This is a genomic window from Bosea vaviloviae (genome assembly GCF_001741865.1).
GTDB lineage: Bacteria > Pseudomonadota > Alphaproteobacteria > Rhizobiales > Beijerinckiaceae > Allobosea > Allobosea vaviloviae.
On the sequence record NZ_CP017147.1, the window covers coordinates 1882291 to 1907560 of the forward strand.

The 25270-nt window shown below is 64.5% G+C and carries 19 protein-coding genes; 4 read left to right on the forward strand and 15 right to left on the reverse strand.

The window, feature by feature from the left end; genetic code table 11:
* Positions 1-8: 8 nt before the first annotated feature.
* Positions 9-1004, reverse strand: coding sequence for a flavin reductase (locus BHK69_RS08815; protein WP_148663356.1), 996 nt, complete (start codon positions 1002-1004; stop codon positions 9-11).
* 128 nt (positions 1005-1132) lie between these two features.
* Positions 1133-2941 carry a helix-turn-helix domain-containing protein gene (locus BHK69_RS08820; protein WP_069689766.1) on the reverse strand — a complete coding sequence of 603 codons (1809 nt, stop codon included), beginning with the start codon at positions 2939-2941 and terminating at the stop codon, positions 1133-1135.
* 144 nt (positions 2942-3085) lie between these two features.
* Here BHK69_RS08820 and BHK69_RS08825 point away from each other — a divergent pair, with 144 nt between their 5' ends.
* Positions 3086-3676, forward strand: coding sequence for an amino acid synthesis family protein (locus tag BHK69_RS08825; RefSeq protein ID WP_069689767.1), 591 nt, complete (start codon positions 3086-3088; stop codon positions 3674-3676).
* Between the two features lie 216 nt (positions 3677-3892).
* Here the strand turns inward: BHK69_RS08825 and BHK69_RS08830 are convergent, their stop codons facing one another.
* Both BHK69_RS08830 and BHK69_RS08835 read right to left on the reverse strand, forming a co-directional pair.
* The gene (locus BHK69_RS08830; protein ID WP_069689768.1) at positions 3893-5299 is read right to left on the reverse strand and encodes an aminotransferase; all 1407 of its coding nucleotides are present in this window, start codon (positions 5297-5299) and stop codon (positions 3893-3895) included.
* A 15-nt stretch (positions 5300-5314) separates the two neighbouring features.
* Positions 5315-6793, reverse strand: a complete 1479-nt coding sequence (locus tag BHK69_RS08835; RefSeq protein WP_069689769.1) for an NAD-dependent succinate-semialdehyde dehydrogenase — start codon at positions 6791-6793, stop codon at positions 5315-5317.
* 129 nt (positions 6794-6922) lie between these two features.
* Between BHK69_RS08835 and BHK69_RS08840 the strand changes: the two genes are divergently transcribed.
* The 3 genes from BHK69_RS08840 to BHK69_RS08850 all read left to right on the forward strand — a co-directional run bounded on the left by BHK69_RS08840 (position 6923) and on the right by BHK69_RS08850 (position 9848).
* Positions 6923-7390 (forward strand): Lrp/AsnC family transcriptional regulator, encoded by a 468-nt coding sequence (locus tag BHK69_RS08840; protein ID WP_069689770.1) that lies wholly within the window; start codon positions 6923-6925, stop codon positions 7388-7390.
* Between the two features lie 191 nt (positions 7391-7581).
* Positions 7582-8616: a glycine betaine/L-proline ABC transporter substrate-binding protein ProX gene (gene proX / locus BHK69_RS08845; protein WP_069689771.1), complete on the forward strand. Its 1035-nt coding sequence runs from the start codon at positions 7582-7584 to the stop codon at positions 8614-8616.
* Between the two features lie 95 nt (positions 8617-8711).
* The gene (locus tag BHK69_RS08850) at positions 8712-9848 is read left to right on the forward strand and encodes a M20 metallopeptidase family protein (protein WP_244548445.1); all 1137 of its coding nucleotides are present in this window, start codon (positions 8712-8714) and stop codon (positions 9846-9848) included.
* 111 nt (positions 9849-9959) lie between these two features.
* Here BHK69_RS08850 and BHK69_RS08855 read toward each other — a convergent pair whose 3' ends face one another.
* The 11 genes from BHK69_RS08855 to BHK69_RS08910 all read right to left on the reverse strand — a co-directional run bounded on the left by BHK69_RS08855 (position 9960) and on the right by BHK69_RS08910 (position 25257).
* Positions 9960-10967, reverse strand: a complete 1008-nt coding sequence (locus BHK69_RS08855; protein ID WP_069689773.1) for a glycosyltransferase family 4 protein — start codon at positions 10965-10967, stop codon at positions 9960-9962.
* 39 nt (positions 10968-11006) lie between these two features.
* Positions 11007-12605, reverse strand: a complete 1599-nt coding sequence (locus BHK69_RS08860) for an alpha-amylase family glycosyl hydrolase (protein WP_069689774.1) — start codon at positions 12603-12605, stop codon at positions 11007-11009.
* Positions 12606-13262: 657 nt separating this feature from the next.
* Entirely contained in the window at positions 13263-13532 is a 270-nt protein-coding gene (locus tag BHK69_RS08870) for a hypothetical protein (RefSeq protein WP_069689776.1), read from the reverse strand.
* A gap of 516 nt (positions 13533-14048) precedes the next feature.
* Positions 14049-14258 carry a cold-shock protein gene (locus BHK69_RS08875; RefSeq protein ID WP_069689777.1) on the reverse strand — a complete coding sequence of 70 codons (210 nt, stop codon included), beginning with the start codon at positions 14256-14258 and terminating at the stop codon, positions 14049-14051.
* 314 nt (positions 14259-14572) lie between these two features.
* Positions 14573-15895, reverse strand: coding sequence for a glycoside hydrolase family 130 protein (locus tag BHK69_RS08880; protein WP_069689778.1), 1323 nt, complete (start codon positions 15893-15895; stop codon positions 14573-14575).
* Between the two features lie 37 nt (positions 15896-15932).
* Positions 15933-18218, reverse strand: a complete 2286-nt coding sequence (locus BHK69_RS08885) for a glycosyltransferase family 4 protein (protein WP_069689779.1) — start codon at positions 18216-18218, stop codon at positions 15933-15935.
* The gene (locus BHK69_RS08890) at positions 18215-19174 is read right to left on the reverse strand and encodes a class I mannose-6-phosphate isomerase (protein WP_069689780.1); all 960 of its coding nucleotides are present in this window, start codon (positions 19172-19174) and stop codon (positions 18215-18217) included. Before BHK69_RS08890 ends, BHK69_RS08885 begins: the two co-directional genes overlap by 4 nt.
* Before the next feature lie 379 nt (positions 19175-19553).
* Positions 19554-19967 (reverse strand): DUF1236 domain-containing protein, encoded by a 414-nt coding sequence (locus BHK69_RS08895; protein WP_069689781.1) that lies wholly within the window; start codon positions 19965-19967, stop codon positions 19554-19556.
* Positions 19968-20373: 406 nt separating this feature from the next.
* Positions 20374-20748 carry a response regulator gene (locus BHK69_RS08900; protein ID WP_069689782.1) on the reverse strand — a complete coding sequence of 125 codons (375 nt, stop codon included), beginning with the start codon at positions 20746-20748 and terminating at the stop codon, positions 20374-20376.
* A gap of 46 nt (positions 20749-20794) precedes the next feature.
* Positions 20795-23992, reverse strand: coding sequence for a chemotaxis protein CheB (locus BHK69_RS08905; protein ID WP_083269209.1), 3198 nt, complete (start codon positions 23990-23992; stop codon positions 20795-20797).
* Positions 23993-24351: 359 nt separating this feature from the next.
* Entirely contained in the window at positions 24352-25257 is a 906-nt protein-coding gene (locus BHK69_RS08910) for an alpha/beta fold hydrolase (protein ID WP_069689783.1), read from the reverse strand.
* Positions 25258-25270: the final 13 nt, after the last annotated feature.

Here is a 25270-nt window from a genome sequence, read left to right on the forward strand (position 1 = left end):
CTGCCGGCTCAGGATTGCGGATTGGGCGCCCAGGGCTGGGCCTCGCCGACCATGGCGAGACGCCCGCCATCGTTGGAATCCATGTAGATCCCGAAGCGCTTGCTGGCGCTTTCGCGCACATAACGGCGCAGCATCGCGCTGATCTCGCGCGTCGGAATATGGTCGTAGGGAAGCTGGTCTATGGGGAAGAATTTCAGCCCCGCCGAGAGGGGCGCCGAGCTGACGTCCTGTGCGAGGCGGGCGCGGTAGATCAGGTATCCGGGGTCGCCGTCGGAGACGTCGAAGACCGAGTAGAGAAAGGTGTCGTCGGGAACCAGCGTCAGCGCGTCGCCGCCGTCGAGCTTGAGTTCGTTATCGGCGATCCGGCGCATCGCCGTGGGCAGCACCCAGCCTCCCTTGCCGTCTGAGCGCAGCAGCAGATGCCCGTCGGCCTCGATGAGATAGCCCACGATCATGCCATGCGAGGCGAGCCATCCCGGCGGCAGCGGATCCTTGATGTTGGCATAGCGGCCCCGGCAGAAGCCGAGCGGCGCGGACGGGCTGGTGCCGAAGGCCTGCACCTCGCCGATCAGCACGGTGTGGTCGCCGGCATCGACGCGGCGATGAACCGTACAGTCGAACCAGGACAGGCAATCTGTCAGGATCGGCGATCCCGTATGGACGCGATCGTAGCTGATCGTATCGAACTTGTTGGCGGCCTTCGAAGCGAACAGGTTGGAGACGTCCGTCTGCCCCTCATGCAGCAGGTTGACCGCAAAGGAGGAGCAGGCGTTGAAGGCCGCGAAGCTGTGGGCGCCCCGGCCGACGCAGACCAGCAGCAACGGCGGATCGAGCGAAACCGACGTGAAGGAATTGGCGGTCATGCCGCGTGGCAGGCCCTCCGCGTCATGGGTCGTGATGACGGTCACACCGGTCACGAATGTCCCCAGGGCGCGGCGCAGCGCGACCGGGTCGACGGCATTTTGAGTGTCTACGGCTTGTGTGTTTACGGTCTTGGCCAGCATGCGCGTCACCTCGATCAATCTGGATCGTGGTGGCAGGCTAAGCGGCGGGTGCCGCCTATTCTTCCTATGAAGCAAAGGATGAAATGGCGATCTTCCTCACGGGACAGTGGGAAGCGCCCCGCCTGGCCTCAACCGGCCGTGGCGCTTCCATTCTCGATAACGCCATGCAGCCGGATGGCGAGTTCGATCGCGAAACGGCGGTCGGGCGTCTCGGGATCGATGCCAAACAGGTCCTGAATGCGCGCCAGCCTGTAGCGCAGCGTCGTCACATGCAGCCCCATCGCATCGGCGCAGGCCTGGGCACGGCAGCCCTCGCGCAGATAGGCGGCGAGCGTTTCCAGATAGGGCGTGTCGTGCTTGCGATCATGCGCGACCACGATGCCGATGCTGCTGTCGACGAAGCTGCGCACATCGGCCGATTCCGCCGCGCCGATCAGCATCGGCATCGGGCCGAAATCCGAGGCCGAAAGGGTCCCCGTGCGGCCGAAAGCGCGCGCGATGCGGATCATCCGCCAGCAGCGCTCCCATTCCTTGGGATAGGTGTCGAGACCATCGCAGACGCCGCCGAGCACGACGATCGGCTCCCGGTTGAAGCTGTGCCGCAGCGTCTCGACCATGCGGCGCGCCAGGCGTCCGATCCGCTCCTGGTCGTCGTCCTCGTCATGCGGCAGGAGGCAGACCAGCCCGCCGCCGATGGCGACGACGCTTGCGGGAACGTTCAGTTGGCGTGCCAGCCGCGTTACCGCATGGTGGCAATCGACGCTGATGTCGGCCGGCAGGGACGGCATGTCCGGAAAATCGACGACCACCATGCGCGCCGGCGCGCCGAGGGCGAGGCCCAGCCGCCGGCCGCGCAGAAGGACATCGTCGGCATCGCGCCAGCGGCGCTCGATGATCTCGAAGAACAGCTCGGTCAATGTCCGCGTCTCGAAGCGGAAACGGATGACGCTGCGCATCATCTGGACGCTGAGGGCGAACTTCACGCTGTCGAGCAGGAGCCGTTCGAGATCGCCGGCAGCCTGCGCAGTTGGGAAGATCACGAGCGCGCCGACAGCCTGCCCATCGACATTCAGGGGCTCGATCCTGGCCATGAGCTGCAGCTGCCGTTCGCCGTCATCGAGCCGTAAGCCCCGCGGTTCGTTGCGCTGCGCCGCGACGGCGTCCCGCGCCGCTGTGATGATCTGGCTGCCAAGGCTGGTGTCGATCGCCCGCTGCCAGGCCGTGTCGTCGAAATGAACCGGTGTCGGCGACCGGCTGGCGACCAGCGCATTGCCGGAGAAATCGACGACCAGCACGGGGGCCGGCAACAGATCTGCCAACATCGCCGCTAGCGCCGAGGTCGACCCGCCGGACAAAACCTCCTGAAGCAGTGTCGTCTGCGTCTGCAGCGCCTTCTGCAACTGCTCGGCCGCCTGGCGTTCGGCCCTGATCCGATGCTCGCGCTCGACCGCGATCCCACCGAGATGGACGATCATGCTCATGAAGGCGAGGTCATCCGGCGAGACCTCGGTGATGCCGCGCGAGACGACGTTCAGCACCATCGGCCGGTTTTCGGCATCGGCGCAGCTCATCGGCAGTACGAGCACCGTGCGGTAGTCGCGCTCGAAGGCCTCGCGTCGATAGCCCGGAAACTCGTCGGAGGCGCGAGCGTCGCGGATATAGACCGGCTCGTTGCGTTGCAGTGCGATCAGGGCCGGGCTCGTCGCCAGCTCCCAGCGGTTCTCGAGCGGCCGGCGCAGCAGCGTCGGGTCATGCCGCACCATGACATGCGCCTCGCCATGGGCGGCGTCGATCGCCATGACCGACCCCAGCGTCCAGCCGCCATGCTCGCAGGCGGCATGGATGAGGTCGCGCAGGATCGTTTCGAGATCGCCGTCGGAATTGATCCGGCTTGCGACATCCCGCAACGAACGCATCTGCGATGCCTGGTCCGCCATTCAGCCCTCCCGCGCCAGCATGGCGACCTTACCCCGCATCGCAGGGGCGGTCCGCAGAATCTTCCAGCGATCCGGCGGAAGACGTTCGCGCAACCGGGCCGCTACGCTGCGGCCGCATCGGACAATCACAACAGGTGGCACCCCATGGATTTCGGCTTGCGCAAGATCTCGACCTTCGTCGAGGAAACCTTCATCGAGGGCGGCAAGGCCACCGATCGGCCGGTCCGCATGGTCATCGTCGCCGCCGTGCTGCGCAACCCCTGGGCGGGCCAGGGTTTCGTCGAGAACCTGCGGCCCGAAATCCTGCGCATCGCGCCCCATCTCGGCACCGAACTGACCAAGCGCCTCGTCGCACTGATGCCGGCCGAACAGGTCGAGGCTTACGGCAAGGCCGCGGCGGTCGGCACCAACGGCGAGATCGAGCACGCCTCGGCGCTGATTCACACGCTGCGCTTCGGCAACATGTTTCGCGATGCCGTCAAAGGCACGGCCTATCTGAGCTTTACCAACACGCGCAATGCGCCCGGCGCGCTGCTTTCGCTGCCGATGATCCACAAGAGCGAAACCGGCAAGCGCTCGCATTTCCTGACGGCGAATTTCCAGGTTCCGGATGCGCCGGCCGCCGACGAGGTCCTGGTCGCAATCGGAGCCTGCGACAACAGCCGGGCCCATCCGCGCCTCGCCGATCGCTTCCAGGACATGGACGAGATGAAGCGGGAGCTGGAGAACGCCTGAGCGCGTCGATCGCGTCGCATTCGGACGATTCCGTCCGAATGCGAAAAACGTGATCGATTCCTGGAGTTTAGAGCATTGCTCCTGCGAAAAACCGGTACCCACTTTTTCGCGCAATGCTCTAATGCCGGCGACTCCTGGCATCCGCCAATCGAAACAGGGCCCGCCATCTTGGCGGGCCCTGTTGCATGAGTTGAGCGCCTGACGCATCGCCACACCTCAGGCCAGCTTGACCTTCTCGCGGGCCAGCTCGTCCATGACCTGACGCACCGCTTGCTCGGCGATGCCGACGATTTCGTCGATCTCGTCCTTCGTCGTCACAAGCGGTGGGGCGAAGCCGAGAATATCGCCATGGGGCATCGCGCGCGCGATCAGGCCGCGATCGCGAGCGGCCTTGGAGATGCGCGCCCCGACCTTGAGGCCCGCATCGAAGCGGGTCTTGGCCGCGCGGTCGGCGACGAATTCAAGCGCGCCCAGCATGCCGACGCCGCGCACCTCGCCGACGATCGGCAATTGCGCGAAGGCGGCTTTCAGCCGGTCCTGGAAATAGCCGCCGACATCGCGCGCCTTACCCGCCAGATCCTCGCGCTCGACGATGTCGAGCACGGCATTGGCTGCGGCGGCGCCGATCGGATGCCCGGAATAGGTATAGCCGTGCGAGAAGGCCCCGACACGGTCCGCGCCGTCCTCCAGAACCTTGTAGACTTTTTCTCCGACGATCGCGGCCGAGAGCGGGAAATAGCCCGAGGTCAGGCCTTTCGCGACAGTGATCAGGTCCGGCTCGATGCCATAGAGATGCGAGCCGAAGGGTGTGCCGACGCGACCAAAGCCGGTGATGACCTCGTCGGCGATCAAGAGCACGTCGTATTTGCGCAGCACCAGCTGGATCTCGTGCCAGTAGCCCTCAGGCGGCGGGGTGATGCCGCCCGTGCCCAGTACCGGCTCACCGATGAAGGCGCCGACAGTCTCGGGACCCTCGCTCAGGATCAGGCCTTCGAGCTCGTCCGCAAGGCGCTTCGAGAACTCGATCTCGGTCTCGCCGGCTTGAGCCCCCCAATAATGATGCGGTGCGCCGGTGTGCAGAATGCCGGGGAAGGGCAGATCCATATGATCATGGTAGAAGCTCATCCCGGTCATCGAGCCGGAAACGACGCTGCAGCCGTGATAGCCGCGCAGCCGCGAGATGATCTTCTTCTTCCGCGGCTGGCCGCGCAGGTTGTTGTAATACCAGACCAGCTTGGCCTGGGTCTCGTTCGCGTCCGAGCCGGACATCCCGTAGAAGACCTTGCTCATCTGTCCCGGAGCCATCCTGACGAGGCGGTCGGAGAGGATGGCGAGCTCATCGGTCGTGTGGGCGGCGTAGCTGTGATAATAGGCGAGCCGGTGGGCCTGCCGCGAGATCGCCTCGGCCACCTCGGTCCGGCCATAGCCGATATTGACGCAGTAGAGCCCGGCGAAGCCGTCGATATAGCTGCGGCCGGTCGCATCCTGAATGCGGATGCCTTTCCCGGTTTCGACGATGGTCGGCGCGCCGAGCTTGCCGCTGGCAAAATCCTTGAGCTGGGTGAAGGGGTGCAGGACGCTGGCGCGATCCAGCGCACCGATGGCTGCGACATCGATCGTCATGGGTGATCTCCTTGATCAGGCTGCGAGATTTCCGAAGCAGACATATTTCGCTTCGAGATATTCGGTGATGCCGTGCCGCGAGCCCTCGCGGCCGAGGCCCGACTGCTTCCAGCCGCCAAAGGGGATCGGCGCGCCGGTGAATTTTGCCGTGTTGACCGCGACCATGCCGTATTCGAGCTGGTCGGTGAGCCGCATCGCACGGCGCAGATCGTCGGTGTAGACATAGGCCGCGAGCCCCATCTCGGTGGCATTGGCCCGGGCGACGACCTCGTCCTCGTCATCGAAAGGCAGAATGGCGGCGACGGGTCCAAACGTCTCCTCGCGCGCGATCGTCATCGCATCGGTGACATCGGCGAGCACAGTCGGCTGGACGAAATTGCCACTGAGCGGACTGTCCTGCCCGCCCGTGACGATCCGGGCGCCGGCGGCGACCGCCTGCGCGATCTGCTGGCGGCATTTTTCCGCGACGGAAGCCTTGGTCATCGGCCCGATATCGGTGCCCTCGGAGAGCCCGTGACCGACCCGCAAGCGCGCAGTCGCCTCGGAGAAGGCAGCGACGAAGCGCTGGTAGGAGTTCCGCTGGACATATATGCGGTTGGCCGCAAGGCAGTCCTGGCCGGAGGTTGCGAATTTCGCCGCGAGGCAGCCGGCAATGGCGGCATCGAGCGGGGCATCGTCGAAGACGATGAAGGGCGCGTGACCGCCGAGTTCGAGCGAGGCCCGCTTCACCGTCTGTGCTGCCTGCCCAAGCAGCAGCCGCCCGACCTCGGTGGAGCCCGTGAAGGAGAAGGCGCGGATATCGGTGTGGGACATCAGGCGCTGCGACAACGGCGCGGCCTCGCCGGTGACGAGCTGGAGAACGCTGGCGGGCAGGCCGACCTCTTCCGCCAGCCGGGCGAGCGCCAGCGCGGACAGCGGCGTCTCCGATGCGGGTTTCACGATCATGACGCAACCGGCGGCCAAGGCCGCGCCGGCCTTGCGCGTGATCATCGCGCTTGGAAAATTCCAGGGCGTGACGGCCACTGCTACTCCGATCGGCTGCATCTGGACCGAAAGCCGGCTTCCCGGCAGATGGCTGGGGATCGTCTCGCCGTAACTGCGCTCTCCCTCGGCCGCGAACCAATCGAGGAAGGCAGCCGCATAGGCGATCTCGCCATGGGATTCCGCCAGCGGCTTGCCCTGTTCGGCCGTCATGATGACGGCGAGATCGCCGGCATTGCGGCGCATCGCGGAGGCCCAGTCGCGCAGCAGGAGCCCGCGTTCGAGAGGCGGGCGCTCGCGCCAGGCTCGTTGCGCCCGAACCGCGGCGGCAACGGCCTCATCGACCATGCCGACCTCGCAGGAGGCGACCTCCGCGATGGTTTCGCCGGTCGCGGGATCCGTGACCGGCTGGCGCTGCGGAGCGCCGCGCCACGCGCCATTCACAAAAGCCCGGCTCTGCAGCAGGTCGGCTCGCGCGAGCCCTTTCAGCGCTTTCGCGGATATGCCCTGCATCAAGATCCTCCGGAACCAGTGATTGAACTCAGCCGGAAATTACCGCGGGCGGCGCAGCTCTTTGCGGTATAATCGCTAGTATCGCGCCGAATTTCGGCGCTGTTCTCTCCTTTCACGCAGGATTTCTGCATGACATCGCTCGACAGTCTCGACCGGCGCCTTCTCGCCGCCGTCCAGCAGGACAATCGCCTGACCACCGCCGAACTCGGCCAGCAGGTCGGCCTCTCCGCCACCGCCTGCCAGCGGCGATTGAAGCGGCTGCGCGACGAAGGCGTCATCGAGGCCGATATCGCCGTGGTCTCGCCCAAGGCCGTCGGGCGCCCGGTCTCGATGCTGGTGCTGGTGACGCTGGAGCGCGAGCGCGCCGACATCGTCGACCGCTTCAAGGCGTCGATCCGCGCGACGAAAGAGGTGATGATCGGCCTCTACGTGACCGGCGACGCCGATTTCGTGCTCTATGTCACGGCCAGCGACATGGAAGACTATGAGCGCTTCACGCGCCGGTTCTTCTATGAGAACCCTGACATCAAGGGCTTCAAGACGATGGTGGTGATGGACCGCGTCAAGGCGGGCTTCGCCCTGCCGATCGAGCCCTGAGCCTAGGCCGGGCAAGGCCCTCGCGGCGCCGTCATCGGCCAAGCACCGGGTCGGATCATCCCGATATCCGCCGGCATGCGCGATTTCGCAGGAAATTCGCGCCTCTCCATCCGCCTTGGCACAGGAAGTTCTATCGACGCCGGCTCGCTACGAATCCTGACGGGGATCATAACCGCGGGAGCTCGACGACGATGGCCGCATCCTGGACTGGCAAGACGGGCTCGATATTCGCGCTGGCATGCGCAGGGTTTTTGGCGCTGTCCCCGGCTGGCGCCCAATCCTTACCCGGCGAGGGCAGGACCGTCCGCATTGCGGTCGGCGATACGCTGGGCGCGACGCGGATGCATGACCACATCCTCGAAACCGCATTCCGGAAGCTGGGCTACAAGACCGCGGAAACGCAGATCAACCCGACGCTGTTCTTCCAGGCCGCCGCGCTGGGCGATCTCGACATGCTCAGCGGGCTCAATTTTCCGCAGCGCGAACCGCAGTTCAAGACGGTGGAAAAGCAGCTCGCCACGATCGGCGACGGCACCATCATCGAGGGCGGCATCAACGGCTATCTCATCGACAAGAAGACGGCCGATGCCAACAACATCACCCAGCTCGACCAGTTGAAGGACCCCAAGATCGCAGCAGCGCTCGCGGCGGACGGCAAGGTCAACCTGATCAATTGCGATCCGGGCTGGTCCTGCGGGGATGTCGTCGAATATCAGCTCGACAAGTTCGGCCTGAAGAACACGATCAAATCGGTGCGCGGCAAGTACGAGGCGCTGATGGCCGAAGCGATCGGCCGCGCGCTGCGCGGCGAGCCGACGCTCTACTATGCCTGGAGCCCGTCCTGGGTGATGGACAAGCTCGTTCCGGGCAAGGACGTGGTCTGGCTGCCGACGCCGTTCGATGCAGTCCCGCCCAACCTCAAGGTTTCGACCAGCGCGCTGGTTTCCGGCGTCAAGGGCTGTGCCGGCGGGCAGGATCCGTGCCGCATGGCGCTCGGCCAGTGGAACTATATGCCTGTCGCCAACCGCGACTTCCTGGCGAAGAACCCCGCCATCCGGCGCTTCCTCGAACTCGCCCGCTATCCCCGCGACACCTGGGCGAAATGGGAGGGCGTCATCGCGGCGGACAGCTCGCCACGCGCCATCCGCGCCGCGGGCGACAGCTGGATCAAGGAGAACCAGACGCTGTTCGATGGTTGGATCGCCGAAGCGACGGCGGCCCGCTAGGGCGGTCAACCTGATCGATCGACTTTGCAAGGAATGAGGGACTTCGTGGACAACGCTCGTGAGATGAACGACGTGGCAAGGCGATCGATGCGATCGTGCAGGACATTGCGCCCAAGTTGATCGGCATCAGGCGCGATCTGCACGCCCATCCCGAGATCGGTTTCGAGCTGCAGCGCACCGCCGGCGTCGTTGCCGCCGAGCTCGCGCGGCTCGGCATTGCCTGCCGGACCGGCGTGGGCCGCACCGGCGTCGTGGCGGACATTATCGGCGGAGCGCCCGGCCCCTGCCTGGTGATCCGGGCCGACATGGACGCCCTCCCGATCCAGGAGATGACGGGCCTTGCCTATGCCAGCACCATCCCCGGCCGCATGCATGCCTGCGGACACGACCTCCACACCGCAACGCTGCTCGGCGTGGGGGCCGTCCTCAACCAGCTCTCGGGCAAGCTGCGCGGCACGGTGAGGCTGGTCTTCCAGCCCGCTGAAGAGACGATCGACAGCGGCGCCGCCGCGATGATCGCCGACGGCGTGCTCGATGGTGTCGACATGGCGCTGGGCTTCCACAACGAACCCGGCGTGCCGGCGGGAACCAGCGGCTACATCCGCGGCGCAAGCTTCGCCTCGGCCGACAGCTTCCAGATCACGATCGAGGGCCGCTCCGGCCATGCGGCGCAGCCGCATGAGGCTGTCGACCCGATCATGGCGGCCGGCTACCTCCTGACGCAGTTGCAGACGATCGTCTCGCGCGAGATCAACCCGATCCGCAGCGCGGTCCTCACCGTCGGTCGGATCGAGGGGGGCGATGCCTACAACATCATCCCCGACAGCTGCATGATGGCGGGCACGATCCGCACGCGCGCGCCTGAGACGCGCGACGCCATGGAAGCCGCCGTTCGCCGGATCTGCGCCGGCACCGAAATCATGCATCGCGTGACATGCAACCTCGCCTATAGCCGCAACCTGCCCCCGGTCATGAACGATGACGGCCTGCTGGACAAAACCATCGCGGCGGTTCGCATGCAGGGCGGGGCCATTCACGAGATCGATGGCGGCTTCGGCGCCGAGGATTTCGCCTTCTTCTCCGAGCGCGTGCCGTCGTCGCATATCCGGATCGGCTCCGCGCAGCCCGGCCGGCGAGACCGCGTCCACAACTCGAACTACCAGCCAGACGAAAGCTGCATCGGCCATGGCGTGCTCGCCTTGTCGCGCACCGCCATGGAGTTGCTGAACTAGAGCGTTTCCGAGCGAAGTGGGCACCGGATCGCGTGAAGAAAACGCATTAAAACAAAGAGCTAGCGCAATTGAACGATCCAATTGGATCGGAGATTGCTCTAGGCCGCGCCATCATGCCAGGAGCGATCGATAAAGCTCCCAGTATCGATCCGCCATGCGATCCACCGTGAAGCGCGCCGCAACCGATGCCCGGCAGGCGGCGCGATCGATCTCACCAATGCGGCCGATCGCGTCCACGGCTTCATCGACGCTGTTGACCAGGAAGCCGGTCACGCCATGCTCGATCAATTCCGGCATAGAGCCACGCCTGGAGGCGATGACCGGCGTGCCGCAGGCGAGCGCCTCCACGACCGACAGCCCGAACGGCTCCTCGAAATTGATGAGGTGGAGCAGCGCCCGCGCCGAGCCCAGGGTTTTGGTGCGGACGTCTCCGCCGATCGGGCCGAGATAATCGACGCGGCGGCCGTCGAGCGCAGGCGCGACATGTTCGGCGTGGTAGCCCTGATCCTGGACGATGCCCGCCATGACCAGCCGCCGACCTGCCTGGCGTGCTGCCGCGATCGCCTCGGCTGCTCCCTTGTCGGGGTGGATGCGGCCGAAGAAGAGCAGGTCTTCGCCACCAGCCGGATCGAACGGAAAGTCCTCCAGCCTGATGCCGTGATGGATCGTCGCCGCATAGCGCAAATCCGGGTGCCGGTCGGCAGCGCTGATCGCGACATAGTGGACGCGGTCCTGATAGGCCTTGAACGCCGGCAGGATGCACTCCGAGGAGAAGCCGTGAATCGTCGTCACCACCGGTGTGTCCACCAGTCGCGAGAAGGCCAGGGGCACGAAATCGGCCTGGTTGTGAATCAGGTCGAACTCGCCGGCGCGCTCGAAGACATGGGCGACATGGAGCATCTCCCAGACCTTGGCGTCGATGCTGGGGTCTTCGGAATAGGGGGCTGGACAGACACCAGCCAGAGTACCCGCCGTCCAGCTATCCCGGGTGGCAAAAAGCGTGACGTCGACGCCACGCGCCAGCAGCGCCTCGGTCAACACGCTCGTCACCAGCTCCCATGGACCGTAATGGCGCGGCGGGGTGCGCCAGGAGATCGGCGCCAGCATGGCGATACGCAAATCGTCGTCCTTTGCTCGAAAACGTTCTAAAAACCGCGATCAGGTCGCGAGGATCACGCCCTCATCCGCCCGCAGCAGCAGCACGTTGCTTTCAACGAGATGCGCCTCGCCGCGTGTCGACAGGATCAGCCGGTGCTCGCTTGCCCAAATCGGCAATTCCAGGCGCTGTGTGCTTGTCCCGAGATTGAGCGCCACGATCAATCGTTGCGCCGCGTAGCGGCGCTCATAGGCGAGCACATCGCCTTCGGAGTCCAGCAAACTGAAATCACCGATCGCCAAAGCCGGATAGGCACGCCTGATTGCCAGCAACTGGCGATAGAGCGTCAGGATCGAAGCGGGCTCGCCTGCCATCCCCGCGACATTGCGCATCGGCCAGTCGCCATTGAGCGGCAGCCAGGGCGAGACCGTGCTGAAGCCGGCATGCGCACTTGCATCCCACGGCATCGGCGTTCGGACGGGATCGCGGCCCAGGCCGAGCCCGGGCTCGCGCAATTCGCGAGGGTCCTGGAGCTGCGCGGGCGGGATTGGAACATCGCTCAGGCCCAGCTCGTCACCGTAATAGAGGGTGGGCGTGCCGCGCAGCGTCAGCAGCAGCATCGCAGCGATGCGGGCCTGGGCCTCACCGCGCTTGCTGGCGATGCGCGAACGATCATGGTTGCCGAGTACCCAATTCGGCCAGCCGCCCGGCGGCAGGGCGGCGTCATAAGCGGCGATCAGGGCGGCAAGCGAGCGCGCCTGCCAGGGAGCGTCGATGAGCTGGAAGTTGAAAGGCAATTGCACCCCGGCCTGCGCTCCGCCGTAATAGTCCATCAGACGATCGAGCGGCAGGTAGATCTCGCCGATCAGCAGGCGCTCGCCTTGCCCCCTTGCGCCATATCCGTCGGCGATGGCGCGCATCTCGGCGGCGATCGCATGGATCTCGGGCTGGTCGGCCGAGTGGAGCTGGAGCACGCGGTGCATATCGCCCATGGCGGGCCGATAGGCCGGGTTTGGCGGATTGTCGGGGAAATCCGCTGCCTTGATCATGTGCCAGAGCACGTCGATGCGAAAGCCATCGACGCCGCGGTCGAACCAGAAGCGCATCACCTGATGCATTGCCGTCTGCACGGCTGGATTGCGCCAGTTGAGGTCCGGCTGCTGCTTCAGGAAGGCGTGGTAATAATATTGCCCGGTGGCCTCGTCCCACTCCCAGGCCGAGCCGCCGAAATCGCTGATCCAGTTATTGGGCGGCCCGCCATCGGGTGCGGGGTCACGCCAGAGATACCAGTCCCGTTTCGGATTGCGGAGCGAGGAGCGGCTCTCGACGAACCATGGGTGTTGGTCGGAGCTGTGGTTCGGCACGAAGTCGAGCACGAGCTTGAGCCCGCGGGCATGGACCTGCCCAAGCAGATCGTCGAAATCGGCAAGCGTGCCGAAACGCGGATCGATCCCGCAATAATCGGCGACGTCATAGCCGAAATCGGCCATCGGCGAGGGATAGACCGGTGAAATCCAGATCGCGTCGATGCCGAGACCTACGAGATAGTCGAGCCGCTGCGCGATGCCCTTGAGATCGCCTATGCCGTCGTCATCCGTGTCCTGGAAGGAGCGCGGGTAGATCTGGTAGATCACGCCTGCCTGCCACCACGGCGCGGTCATGCGAACAGGGCTCTGGCGAACAGGGCTCTGGGCGTGCCGGTAAGCATGATTGAGGCCTTCTGAAACCCGGAACCTGCGAGGCGGAGGGCTTGATCGGGGCGCAGGCAGGGCGCTGGTCGCGGCTCGCCCACGAACGATCATCGCCTGCCCGTAATCTTAGCAGTTCTTGTCTCTGATCTCGCATCAATTCGGCGAGGTAAGAGATTTCCGCGAAATCGGAACAAAACGGCGCGTTGATCATTGACTCCTAATGACCAATTCTACCGCTATCAAGATAACCCGCCCCGCTCTCGCTGATCAGGCAACGGAGCCGGACAACCCGGCCGTCGCCCATGATATGGATCTGTCGCAACCGGCGGATGCGCCCGGCAATGTCACCCGCAAGCGCCAGCAGTTGAAGGCGCGAGCGGTTGCAGGCCACCATATCGACAAGGCGCTGTCCACAATCCCAGTATCGGAGGAGGCAAAGGCCTCGCGAAAGGCCAAGCTCATCAATCTGCCTGCAGGCACTCCGGCGAAGCGGCGCCCGGCTTAGAGCGTTTTCGAGCGAAGTGGATGCCGGTTCCCTCGCGACAAACGCGAAGCGTTTGCGCGGAGAAAACGCGTTAAAACAAAAAAATTGAGCAGGAACGATGCGAAAAGCCGGTTCCCACTTTTCTAGGAGGCCGCATCTGCCTCTGGCGGCGGGTCGCCGCCCAACACTCGCCTGCAGCTGCCCCGGGTAAAGAGTTCGATCTCGGCCAAGGCATCATCGAGTGTTTTGAAGGGGCCGCATTTCATCGCCTTCATCGTCACCAGCGACCGGCCAGCGGGATGGAACCTGAATTCGCCGGTAGGCTCCTCCTCGACATGCCCCACGGGCCGGCCGAGCAGGTCAGTCAGCAGCCAGGCTGCTTCGTCGGATTTTGGCGTAACGTCGATGTCCAAGGCGTAATCCCATCAGAAGAAGCGACGCAACAGGGCGTGAGCGTTGCCGTCCGGCGCGCACCGAAGAACGCGCTCGACCAGGTCACGCCGAAGTCGGATTCTTGCGCATTCTCAGCTTTGGCGGAACAGCAGTCACAGCGGCACGGTCGAGAGCCTCCCGGTTCAGTCGCAGTTCCTTCAGCCTCGCGGTGTTGGCGTCGCGGGCCAGATCGACGATATCGGCCTCGGATATGATCCGAGTGCCCGGCAAGGCGTGGGTTTGGATCTTGAGGAATGCAGCCTCCGCCTGGATGCGGGATTTCGAATTCTCGGCCAGATGCTTTCTCCTGGTTGGAGCATTTTCCGAGCGAAGCAGAACCGGTTCGCGCGAAGAGCATGCATGGAAACAAGCGCATTAGCGCCGGCGGCAAAGGTCGATGCTATGAAAAAGGCCAGGCGTGAGCCTGGCCTTCTCGTGTTCTTCAGCCTCGTCGCGATGCCAGTACATCCGTGGTCACCGGCGAGGTTGAATGGCAGTTAGGCTGCCTGCAGCTGCTCGGCGGACATCTTGCCGGATTTATTGTCCTTGACCATCTCGTAGCCGAGCTTCTGGCCTTCGACGATCTCGCGCATTCCAGCGCGTTCGACGGCAGAGATATGGACGAACACGTCCTGGCTGCCGTCATCAGGCTGAATGAAGCCGAAGCCCTTGGTGGAATTGAACCATTTCACTGTGCCAGTGGCCATAGTGAACTCTCCTTTTGATAATATTCGTCGACCGTCACGCGAATGCGCGGCGGGATCAGCACGATTTCGAAAGGGAGTTCGTCAGAGACGCGCCGAAGCGCGAGAAAAAACAGTCAACCAGACAAATATCGGCAAGGCCACCCTAGGCGAGTAAGTTCAGTAAGTCAAATTTCAACGCTACCAGAATTTGAGTTAATGTCGAAATTGGCTACTGAGATCAAGATAAATCATATCGAAATCAATGCGATCCGATGTCCTCCTCGACAGGAGAAGCGGATTGTCCGGACTGTCCTGCTGGAAGCGGTTCGTCTCCGTCATATGCCCATTCCGGCATCATGGCGTTCCATGGCTTGCAGGAGCGCGGCGATCCTGACCGTCGCGAAATTGCAGAAGGTGTCGGAGACGGCATAAGGCAGGATGATCTGGTCGTTATGGCGTATCGCGCCGCAGGTATAGACGACGTTGGGAACATAGCCTTCGCGCTCGGAGGGTTCGGGCCGGACGAAGGGCTCGCGCGAGCGCGCCAGGACTTTCGACGGGTCCGCCTTGTCGAGAAGAACCGCGCCGATCGCATATTTCCGAACCGGCCCAACGCCATGCGTCAGGAGAAGCCAGCCCTCGTCGAGTTCAATCGGCGAGCCGCAGGTGCCAATCTGGATGAATTCCCACGGGAATTGCGGCTTCAACAGCGCGACGCCGCCGCTCTCCCAGGTGAGGAGATCGTCGGAGTAGATGAGGTAGAGGTTCTCGCTGTCCTGCCGCGCGATCATGGCGTAGCGGCCATTGATCTTGCGCGGAAACAGCGCCATGCCCTTGTTAACGGCTGCCGAGCCGCGCAGCGGCGACATCCGGAACGACAGGAAGTCGCTGGTCTCGATCAATTCGGAGCGGATGCCTCGGCCGTTATAGGCCGTATAGGTCGCGCGGAACACGATCTTCCCGTCCTCCTCGAAGGCGACGAAGCGCGCATCCTCGATGCCGTTCGACTGGGCTGCGGTCACGGGGAAGATCACCCGCTCGCTGATGTCGCCGTCGGTGGAGAAGGTGACCTCGACATCCTCGCCGTCGAGGCGCGCCATCCGGTTCCGCAAGGTCGCGATCGAAGCCAGGCGCGATGTCGGGTCGACGCTGACGCTGCCGTCGGCTGCGATCGTGCCGGAGCGGAAGGTCAGGGACGAGATATGCCCCTCTCCAACGGCGCGAACGCTCAGAACGAAGCGGCGCCCGCCCGGAGGCGCGCCGGACTGGTCGGGATGCGAAACGATGCTGGGATTGAAGAGCGCTGCCGCCTCGAACGAATATTCATGCAGGAAATAGGAGCCGACCAGCCGGCGCTGCACCTGAGTGAATTCGCCATGCGTCGCGAAGGCCTCCTCCATCTCGTCGGCGCGAGCCTCGAACCGTTCCAGCAGGTTGCGATGCCGCCCCTTGAAATTCTCCAGCACCTCGGCGAGCAGGCTTTCCGCTGCCACAGGGTCGAGCGACAGAACCCGCTCAACGATATGGTTCGCCCGGATCTTGTCGGTGTGGCTGAGATCCCTGGGCTCCGCCTGGGGGCCGAACCGGCGCACCACGACCCTGGCGGGGTCGGGGCGCAGATACAGGGCCTGCCGGTTCAGGAAGGTGGATTGGGACAAGGCGACCCCAGTCTGTTTGTGCGTGCTCGCCGGAGGCTCAGGCGTGCAAGGCCCGAAGCGGCGCCAGTTTCGGGCGATCCCCGCTGATGCGGGCTAGCTGGCGAATCTCGGCGAGGCTGATCAGATAGGATACCACGGATTCGCCGCCGCGGTTCTCGTTCGGTCGGTCGCGATGCAGGCCGTCGCGACAGGCGCCCGTGTCCAGATCGACCAAGGGCGATGAGAGGTCGTTGTGGCCCAGGAACCAGGCGAAGGCGCGCGCGGCCTCAGCCCGCCATTGCGGAGCGCCATCCGCGCGCCAGGCGGCAAGGGAGGCAGAGATCGTCGCGGTCGCCTCCAGCGGCTGCTGGTCGAAGGCTTTGGGCGCACAGCGCTTGTCGCCGAAGCTGTCCGAGCCGACCGGCCTGAACAAGCCAGCCGGCGTGGTCTGCAGGGCCGTGAGCCAGCGCAGCGAGCGCAAGCCGGCTTCGACATAGGCCGGGACCTTCATCGAAACTCCGGTCGCGATCAGGGCCTGGGGCAGGCGCGCATTGTCATAGGACAACCCGTCCTCGAACCAGGCCCAGTCCGGCGTTTCGACCGCCGACATCAGGCCGAGCAATCGGTCCGCCAGCAGCGGGCGCAGCCAGATCGCCGTCGCCGGCGCACCGGCAATCGCGCAATAGGCGTCCAGACCGAGCAAGGCGAAGCCCCAGGCGCGGGGCGAGGTGAACTCCTCGACCACGGGCAAGGCTTCCGCGAACAGGGCGGCGGCCCATTGCCGACGCGATGGGCTGATATCGCTGCGCGCGCATTCGCCAAGCGCCCAGAGTGTCCGTCCGTGGCTGTCTTCCGAACCGGTATCCTCGAGCCAGCGCCGGTCGAAGCTCATGAAATTGCGGAAGCGCCGCGTATCGGGGTTCCAGGCATGCTGGACGAACGAGGCGAAGCGCGCCGTCAGTGCTTCCGACAGGCGCGGCTCACTGGTGCTGTTCAGCACGCAGGCGAGGAGCAGTGCCCGGGCATTGTCGTCGACGCAGTAGCCATGCGTGCGATCGGGCACGGAATGGACGGCGTGCTGGAACAGGCCGGTATCGTCGCACATGCTCAGGAAATGGCCCGTCCGCATCTCGGGCGGCGCGGCGATTTGCGGCAACGGCGTCGTCTGGGCTGTGCCTGCGACCACGCTCAGCATGCGGCCCCGGCGCGCCGTCTCGAACGCCGTGAGATAGCGCTTGGCGGTTCGCTCCCATGTCATCGAGCGGCTGCTCGCATAGGCGCGCAACCGCATTGCCTGCCGCCGGCTGTCATCGGTCAGCAAGCCGGCGATCTCGTCGCCGATCGCAACCGCATCGCCGAACGGCACCAGGACGCCGCGTCCATCCGCGAGCAGTTCCTGCGCATGCCAGTACGGCGTCGATACGACCGCCTTGCCCAGCCCGAAGCTGTAGGCCAGCGTCCCGGACGTCATCTGCGCCTCGTTGAGATAGGGCGTGACATAGACGTCGCACATCGAAATGAAGCCGAGCAGTGTTGCCTGATCGACGAACTGGTCGAGGAAAACCACGTGATCCTCGACGCCGAGTTCGCGCACGCGGTTCATCAGGCTGGCGCGATAAGCCTCGCCCTGCTCGCGAACCAGATTGGGGTGCGTCGCACCCAGGACCACATAAACCGCGTCGGGGCGGCGGCGCAGGATCGAGGGCATCGCATCGATCATCACCTCGACGCCCTTGTTGGGCGAGAGTAGCCCGAAGGTCAGGATGACGGAACGGCCGCTGAAGCCGAGCCTGGCCTTGGCCTCGTCAGGCTCGAGAAAGGCGAATGCGGGAATGCCGTGGGGGATGACCTCGATCTTGTCGGCGGGGAGCCGGTAGACTGTCCGCAGCAAGTCGCGCGCCTTCTCGGCCATGACCACGACCCGCGCCGAGGCGTCGATGATCCGCTCCATGACGTCGCGCTGCACGGCAGTCGGCGCGGACAGGACGGTATGCAGGCTGGTGACGACCGGCACCGTCAGACGCGACAGCAGCGCCATGATGTGGCTCCCGGCTTCACCGCCGAAGATGCCGAACTCGTGCTGGAGCGAGACGACGTCGAACCGGCCGTCATTCAGAAAGTCGGCGGCGCGTGCGTAATCCTCCAGCCGCTCGTCGCGCACCTGGCAATGGACCGAGGGCGGGTAGTCGTAGCCATGACCATGGTCGTTCATGGCTATGATGGAGGTATCCATACCCGCACCCGACGAAGCGACCGCCTGCTGCAGATCGGTGGTGAAGGTCGCGATCCCGCAGCGGCGCGGGAGCGAATTGCCGATGAACGCGATGCGGTGGAGCGGGCTCATGGTCGTGCCTCCGTGACGGGGATCGTTGAACCCGCGAGCGCGGGGAAGGGCGGGGGTGGTTGGAAAGCGATGCTGCCCGGCGCAAGCGCCGCGCTTGCGTCAAGCGCGCGCAGAAGGTCGTGGCTCGGCTTGTTGGCCTCATAGGCCAGGAGACAGGTCAGGCCATCGCGCCCTGCCTTGATGCGCATCGTCTGGGCCTCGACGAAGCAGCCCTCGCCGATGCCTGCCTGGGATGGTCCGAGCTGAGCGTTCCCGGCGATGACGACAAGCCAGGTCTCGTGCCTGGCGTCGAGTTCCCAGGTCGAGCCCGCCGCCAGATCGAGCCGTTCGAGGACGAAATACGGGCTCGCGACGAGCAGGGTCCTGGTGTCGCTCAGGCGCTCAGGCGGCGCCTGGCGCTCGGCAGGCCCGGCATGGGCGGCAGCGACGCCCCGCTCGATATGGAGCTCGCGCGCACGGCCATGGTCGAACAGGCGAAACGTCGTATCGCTGCGCTGCTGGATCTCCGCGAGCACAAGGCCCGCGCCGATCGCATGGATCGTTCCCGCCGGCACGAAGATGACGTCGTCCTTCGCGGCTCTGCGCCATTGCAGGTGTTCAGTGATCGAGCCGTCCGCGATGGCGGAGCGCAATTGCGCGCTTGTGAGGACGGATGTCAGCCCAACGCCGACCGTGGCCTCCGGTGTTGCGGAGAGGATGTACCAGGCCTCCGTCTTGCCGTGTGCCTGCCCCATCGCCTGCGCCAGCGCATCATCGGGATGCACCTGGATCGACAAGGCCTCCTGCGTGAACAACAATTTTAGCAGCAAGGCAGGTTCGGGCGCAGCGGGATCGCGCCGCTGAAACCAGAGTTCGCCGATCGCGACGCCGTCATGTCCGGCCTCGCTCCACGGCAAAAGATCGGTCGATCCCCAAGGCTTGGGCACGATCTGCACACGGGTCTGCTCGAGCGCCATGTCAGTCTCCTCTTTCACATCGCCGGCGATCGCTCGACAGGGCTGTCGAGCGATGCGGCAATGGTCGGCGACGGCTTGTCCTGGCGCGCAGATGCCGGGCGCAGATGTCGAGGGGCAAAGCCCGTCGAGAGCGGCATCGTTGCGCGAACGAGAGCGCTTTCGAGCGAAGTGGCTGCCGGTTCGCGGGAAGAAAACGCGTTAAAACAACGATCTAGAGCAATTGAACGATCCAGCTGGATCGGAAATTGCTCTAGCGCGCATCGAACGGGCCAAGGCCCACCCCATCGCTGGAGCAGGCCGTTGACCCGGATAGAGGAGCGGCTGCGCGTGAGGGCGCGATCACTCCTGTGTCAGGCAGATCCCGGGTCGGGCGTTCGGCCTACTGGATGACCTGCACGACGCGGTGCGTCCTGGGATCGACCAGTACGGTGCGGTTGTTGATCACCGTGTAGCGATAGCTTGTCTCGCCATATTCGCGCGGCACCTCGTAGTAAGTGACGCCTTCATTCGGGAGTATCGCGCCGACGACGACCGGCTCGGCATAGCTGTAGGACGGGCGGCGCTGCTCCACGACATAGGTCTGGAACCGCGGCGTCTGATCACCGATGATCGCGCCGACCACCGCTCCGCCGACACCGCCGACGACGGCGCCAATCGGGCCGCCGACGATCGCGCCGCCAACCGCTCCGGTCGCCGCGCCGCCAACCGCGCCACCGGCTGCCGGGGCATTCTGGGCAAAAGCCGTCGCAGGAATGAGGGCGATGGCGGAAATCAGGGCAAATGTCTTCAGCATGGAAGTAATCCTTCGCATGAACCAGTGGGAAAGGATATCCCGCGAATTGGTCAGGTGGCTTTAAAACGCGCAGATTATAGAAATGTTCCGCTTGTTTATTTTGCAAAAATGTCGATCGACCAGACGAGTTCTAAAAAATTTTAGGATAAAAACTGGATTAAACGGATCAGATTGGAAATTTTGCCTCCCACATCGTGTTTCGACTAAACCCTTCACATCGAATGCATAAATGCCTTCCCAAGTAGCCACGCGCCTCTCAGGGCGCTTTGGGGTAGAACCCGGATGACAGGCGCTTTGCCAACGAGATCCGAATGGCGACCCGGCTCGCAGATTGCATCTGCCTCTGGGGTTTCGCGTCAGCCTTTTGACGCGGCTGGATCTGGTTCCCGGGATCAGGCTCGTGGGATCAGGTTTGCGGGATCAACCCGATCAGCATGTCCACGAGCCGCTCGGACATGACGGGCTTGGCGTAGACGAGAAGGTCGGGATAGCGCGCCTTCAGTGAAGGCGGCAGTCCGACGCCGGTCTGGAAGATCAGCGGAATGCCGCGCGCGACCAGGATATCGACGACCGGCGTCACGTCGCCATCGCTCAAATTCACGTCGAGGATGGCGGCCGTCACACGGCTCGATGCGAGCAGGCTAAGAGCTTCGCGCACGCTTCCCGCGGGCCCGACGACAAGACAGCCCGCATCCTCGACCGCCAAAGCAAGGTCGAGGGCGATGAACGGCTCGTCATCGACAATCAGGATCGCCGGCAGCAGGGGCAGGGTATGGAGCAAGGCAGGACTCCTGCTCCAATTGCGAGCACTGGTAATTTAAACAATTTTACTGAAGCAATCGTTCCATTGGCGTCGATAGGTGGACGATGAGCCCTTCCGCCTTCCAGTCATAGGCCAGCACGCCGCCGAGCTGGCCCTCGATGCTGCGGCGTGCGAGCAGGCTTCCGAACCCTTGCCCAAGCGGCGGACCTGCGACCGCCGGCCCGCCGCGCTCCTCCCAGGTCAGCGACAGGGCGCCTTCACTGACAGACCAGGAGATGGCGATATGGCCCTTAGAGGACGACAAGGCGCCGTATTTGGTGGCGTTCGTCGCCAACTCGTGCAGAACCAGCGCGAGGCTGGTGACCGCCTGCCCGCCAAGCGGGACATTCGGACCCTTGATCGCCACGCGCGCGCGATCGCCCTCCTGTTCGCGATAGGGCGAGGCGATCGCTGTCACCAGCGCATCGAGCGTCGTACCCCGTTTGATCGCTTCGCCGCCCCCGCCCAATGCCGGGATGATCAGCTCGTGCGCGCGCGCTAGGGCCTCGAGCCTGCCTCGGATCGCCCTGGCCATCTCTTGCGGCGTGCCGGCCGAGCGCGCGCTGAGCGAAACCACGCCATTGGTGACCGCGAATAGGTTCTTGATCCGGTGGTTGAGTTCGCGAACCAGGAGATCCTGCGTCTCTTCCGCCTTCTTGCGCTCATTGATGTCCATGAAGGTGATCACGACGCCATCGACGACATTGTCCATGGTGCGGTAGGGCCGCATCCGCATCAGGAAGCTCATGCCGTGATGCTTGATCTGCACCTCGCGTTCGACGACCGAGAGCTCGCGCAGGACCTGGCGCGCATCGTCCTCGATCTCGTCATAGCCGAGCATGGAGGTGATGTCGGTGATCGGGCGCCCGCGATCGCTGTCGCGCAGATGGAAGATATCGGTCATCTTCGGCGTGAAGCTTTTGATGCGCAGATTGCTGTCCAGGAAGCTGGTGGCGATCTCGGTGCTGTCGAGCAGGTTCTTCAGATCGCTGTTAAGGTGCGTCAGCGTCTCGTTCTTGCTGACCACCTCGGCATTGACGGTCTGAAGCTCCTCATTGATCGACTGCATCTCCTCCTTCGAGGTTTCCAGCTCCTCGTTCGACGATTGCAGCTCCTCATTGGCCGATTGATATTCCTCCGCCGCGGCCCGCCTCTCCTCGTTGATCGTCTCCAACTCGTCGACCGTCGCCTGCAGTTGCATCCTCACCGTCAGCAATTCGTGCTCCATCGCTGCCGTTGCGGCGGCTTCGCTCGCGATCGTCGCCTTCCTGCTGCGGCTGACGGCGCGGATGCCGTCATCGCGAAAGGCGACGACGCATAGTCCTCCCTCGGCGAGCGGCTCGACGATGACGGTGACAGCCCGGTTCTGCCCATCGATCCTGACGGGCACGGCCTCATGGACGGCTGCGGCTTTCTTGGAGAGCGCCTGCTGCAGCGTGCTGCGCACGATCGGCCGCAAGGCCTTTCGCAGAATGCCGAAGAGGTTGAGGCTCGCCGTCCCCGATGAAGGTTCGAGATAGTGCCCGGCCTCGCCGCCCGAAAAGCGGAGGATGTCGTGGTGCTTGTCGATGACGACATAGACGGGGGAATATTTCTCGAGCATCCGGCGCGCGGTCTTGTCGATCCGGTCTTCTCCCGGACCGGCGGCAAGCCCGGCCGGCGGCAGATCCGGGGTTGAGAAGGATGCCGCACGGAGCGTGACGTCCGGCAAGGTGGCAACCGCATCCTCGCGCCGGAAGATGCGGTGCTTCTTGTCGCTGTCGGCAAAGAGCCGGCTCTGGCGCGTCATGCTTTCCGACGGCCCGAGAAACAGCACGCCATCCGGCTTGAGCGCGTAATGAAAGGTTTTCAGCACGCGATCCTGCAGGGCCGCGTTCATATAGATCAGGAGATTGCGGCAGGAGATCAAATCGAGCTTGGAGAAGGGCGGATCCTTGGTGACGCTGTGGGTCGAGAACACGCACATTTCGCGGATCACCCTCACCGGGCAATATTCGTCGCCATCGGGGGAAAACCATTTCGCGAGACGCTCGGGCGTCACGCCGGTCATCTTGCGGTAGCGCGCCTGGCGGGCAAACGCGATCGCGGCGTTGTCGATATCGGTGCCGAAGATCTGGACTCTCACCGCGCTCGGTCGCTGCGCAATGATCTCCCTCACGAGAATGGCGAGCGAATAGACCTCCTCCCCCGTGGCGCAGCCCGGCACCCAGATCCGGACATTGTCATCGTCGCGCTGGTCACCTGCAAATTTCGGCGCCAACGCGGCCTGCAGCGCCTTGAAAGCCTCTGGGTCACGGAAGAACTGGGTCACTCCGATCAGGAGTTCGCGGAAGAGCAGGTCGATCTGGTCCGGGTCGTCACGCAGGCGGGCGATATAGGCCGGTACTTCATCGATCTGCAGCACCTGCATGCGGCGCTGGACGCGACGGACCAGGGTCTTTTCCTTGTAATGGACGAAGTCATGGCCGATCTGGGCGCGCAGCAGGGCGCTGATCGTGACCAGATGTCTGCTTGCGTCGCGCCGTGTTCCATCATCGTCCTTGTGCGGCGCGACCAGGGAGAGATGGCGTTGATGGTCGAGCAACCGCGCCGGCATCTGCTCGACCGGCATCACCTCGTCGACGAACCCGGTCGCCGTGGCGCTTTGCGGCATGCCACTCATCGCAATGTGGTCGAACTCCGCCTGAGCCAGAGTGAGGCCGCCATTCTCCTTGACCGCCGACAGGCCGAGCGCGCCGTCATTGCCGGTGCCCGCTAGCACGATACAGACGGCATTTTCGCCCTGATCTTCGGCAAGCGAGGTGAAGAACGTATCGATCGGCCGGCGCAAGGCGCGCGGCGGTGCGGGTTTCGAGACCCGCAAGCGACGGTCCCGGAGGATCAGGGTCGCGTCCGGCGGAATGACATAGACCGTGTTTGCCGCCGCGATCATGCCGTCTTCGGCTTCCAGCACGCGCATGCCGGTCGCGTGTCCCAGCAGGTCGCTCAGCATGCTCTTATGGTCCGGCGCCAGATGCTGGACCAGCACGAAGGTCATGCCGCTCTGCGTCGGCATGCTCGTCAGGAAAGCCTTGAACGCACTGAGCCCGCCGGCCGATGCGCCGATGCCGACGACCAGGCCGAGGCCGTCCGGCGACGGCTTCGAGGCGCCCGGTTCCGAAAGGCGCTCGCCCGCAGCCTTGCGGGCGGCTTCGAGCGTGTCGTTGCGGCTCTGCTGGGTCATGAGATCCGCCTGAGGCTACGCATATACGGCGATGGTATCGCGCGAAGAAGGAGGCCGCTTGCCGGAAGGCGCTCCCTTGCAAAATCCTCACGATGTTGGAAAGGCCAGGCCGCTTCGTCCCCCGACTGGAGGCACCCTAGACACAAGTTTCGCCGGGGTCCATCGCCGGGCTCCATCGAGGCGGCGTGTGAAGGAACGCGGTGCTCTTTTTGCGAGAGACGCGAGGCCTCGAAAGGACTGGGATGTGCCGGTCTCCAACCTGAGACGTTAGGCTCGCTTGAGCAACCACGCGGTGAAGCGCTCGCGGAGGTGGTTCAGCATGCGAACCATGGGGTCGTTTTCGATGATCGATCCGCCGCTCAAATCGAGGCCCGGGCCGCGCTGCGCACGTTTTCGACGATCGCCCGAACCACCCTGTTGTAAAGCGGCGCGGGCAGGTCGTGGCCCATGCCGTCAATGATCATGAGGCGGGCACCGCCGATCGAGGCCGCGATGTCCTCGCCGGCTGCCTTTGGGACCAGGGGATCATCCGCACCATGCACCGCCAGGGTTGGCGCGGTGATGTGGCTCAGGCGCGGGCGCAAATCGCCGGTTGCGGCGATGGCGGCGATCTGGCGGCTCGTGCCGGCTGGATCATATGACCGTTCCAGTTCGCTCATGATGAGGGCGCGCTGCGCCGTCTCGTCGAAGAGATAGGCGGGACCGGCGATGCGACGCGCGAAGGCGAGGCTATGGGCGAGATATCCCTCCAGGTCCACGGAGGGAGCCGGTGCTGGTCGCATCAGCAGCGCCATGACCTCCGGCGCTGCCTTAGGAAGCTCCGGATTGCCGGTGCTGGACATGATCGCGGCGAGTGACAGGGTGCGGTGCGGATACGTGCTCGCAACGATCTGGGCGATCATCCCGCCCATCGAGCGGCCAACCAGATGGGCCTGCTTTACTCCCAGTGCATCGAGCAGGCCGACGGTATCGCTCGCCATGTCATCGAGCGTATAGGGAACCGCGAACGGCCGTCCGCTGGCCGCAGCGGCCGACAGGGCGGCGAAATCCGGGGCGGGCTGGTCGCGCAGATGCGTCGACAGGCCGGCATCGCGATTGTCGAACCGTATCACGCGAAAGCCCTGCGCTGTCAGCCTGTCGCAAAACTCCGGGCTCCATCGCAGCATCTGCGTGCCAAGGCCCGCTATCAGCAGGATCACCTCGCCAGCAATCGGGCCGATGCTTTCATAGGCGATCGTGACGCGGTTCGTTTCCACATAGGGCATGGTCCGGCGAGCC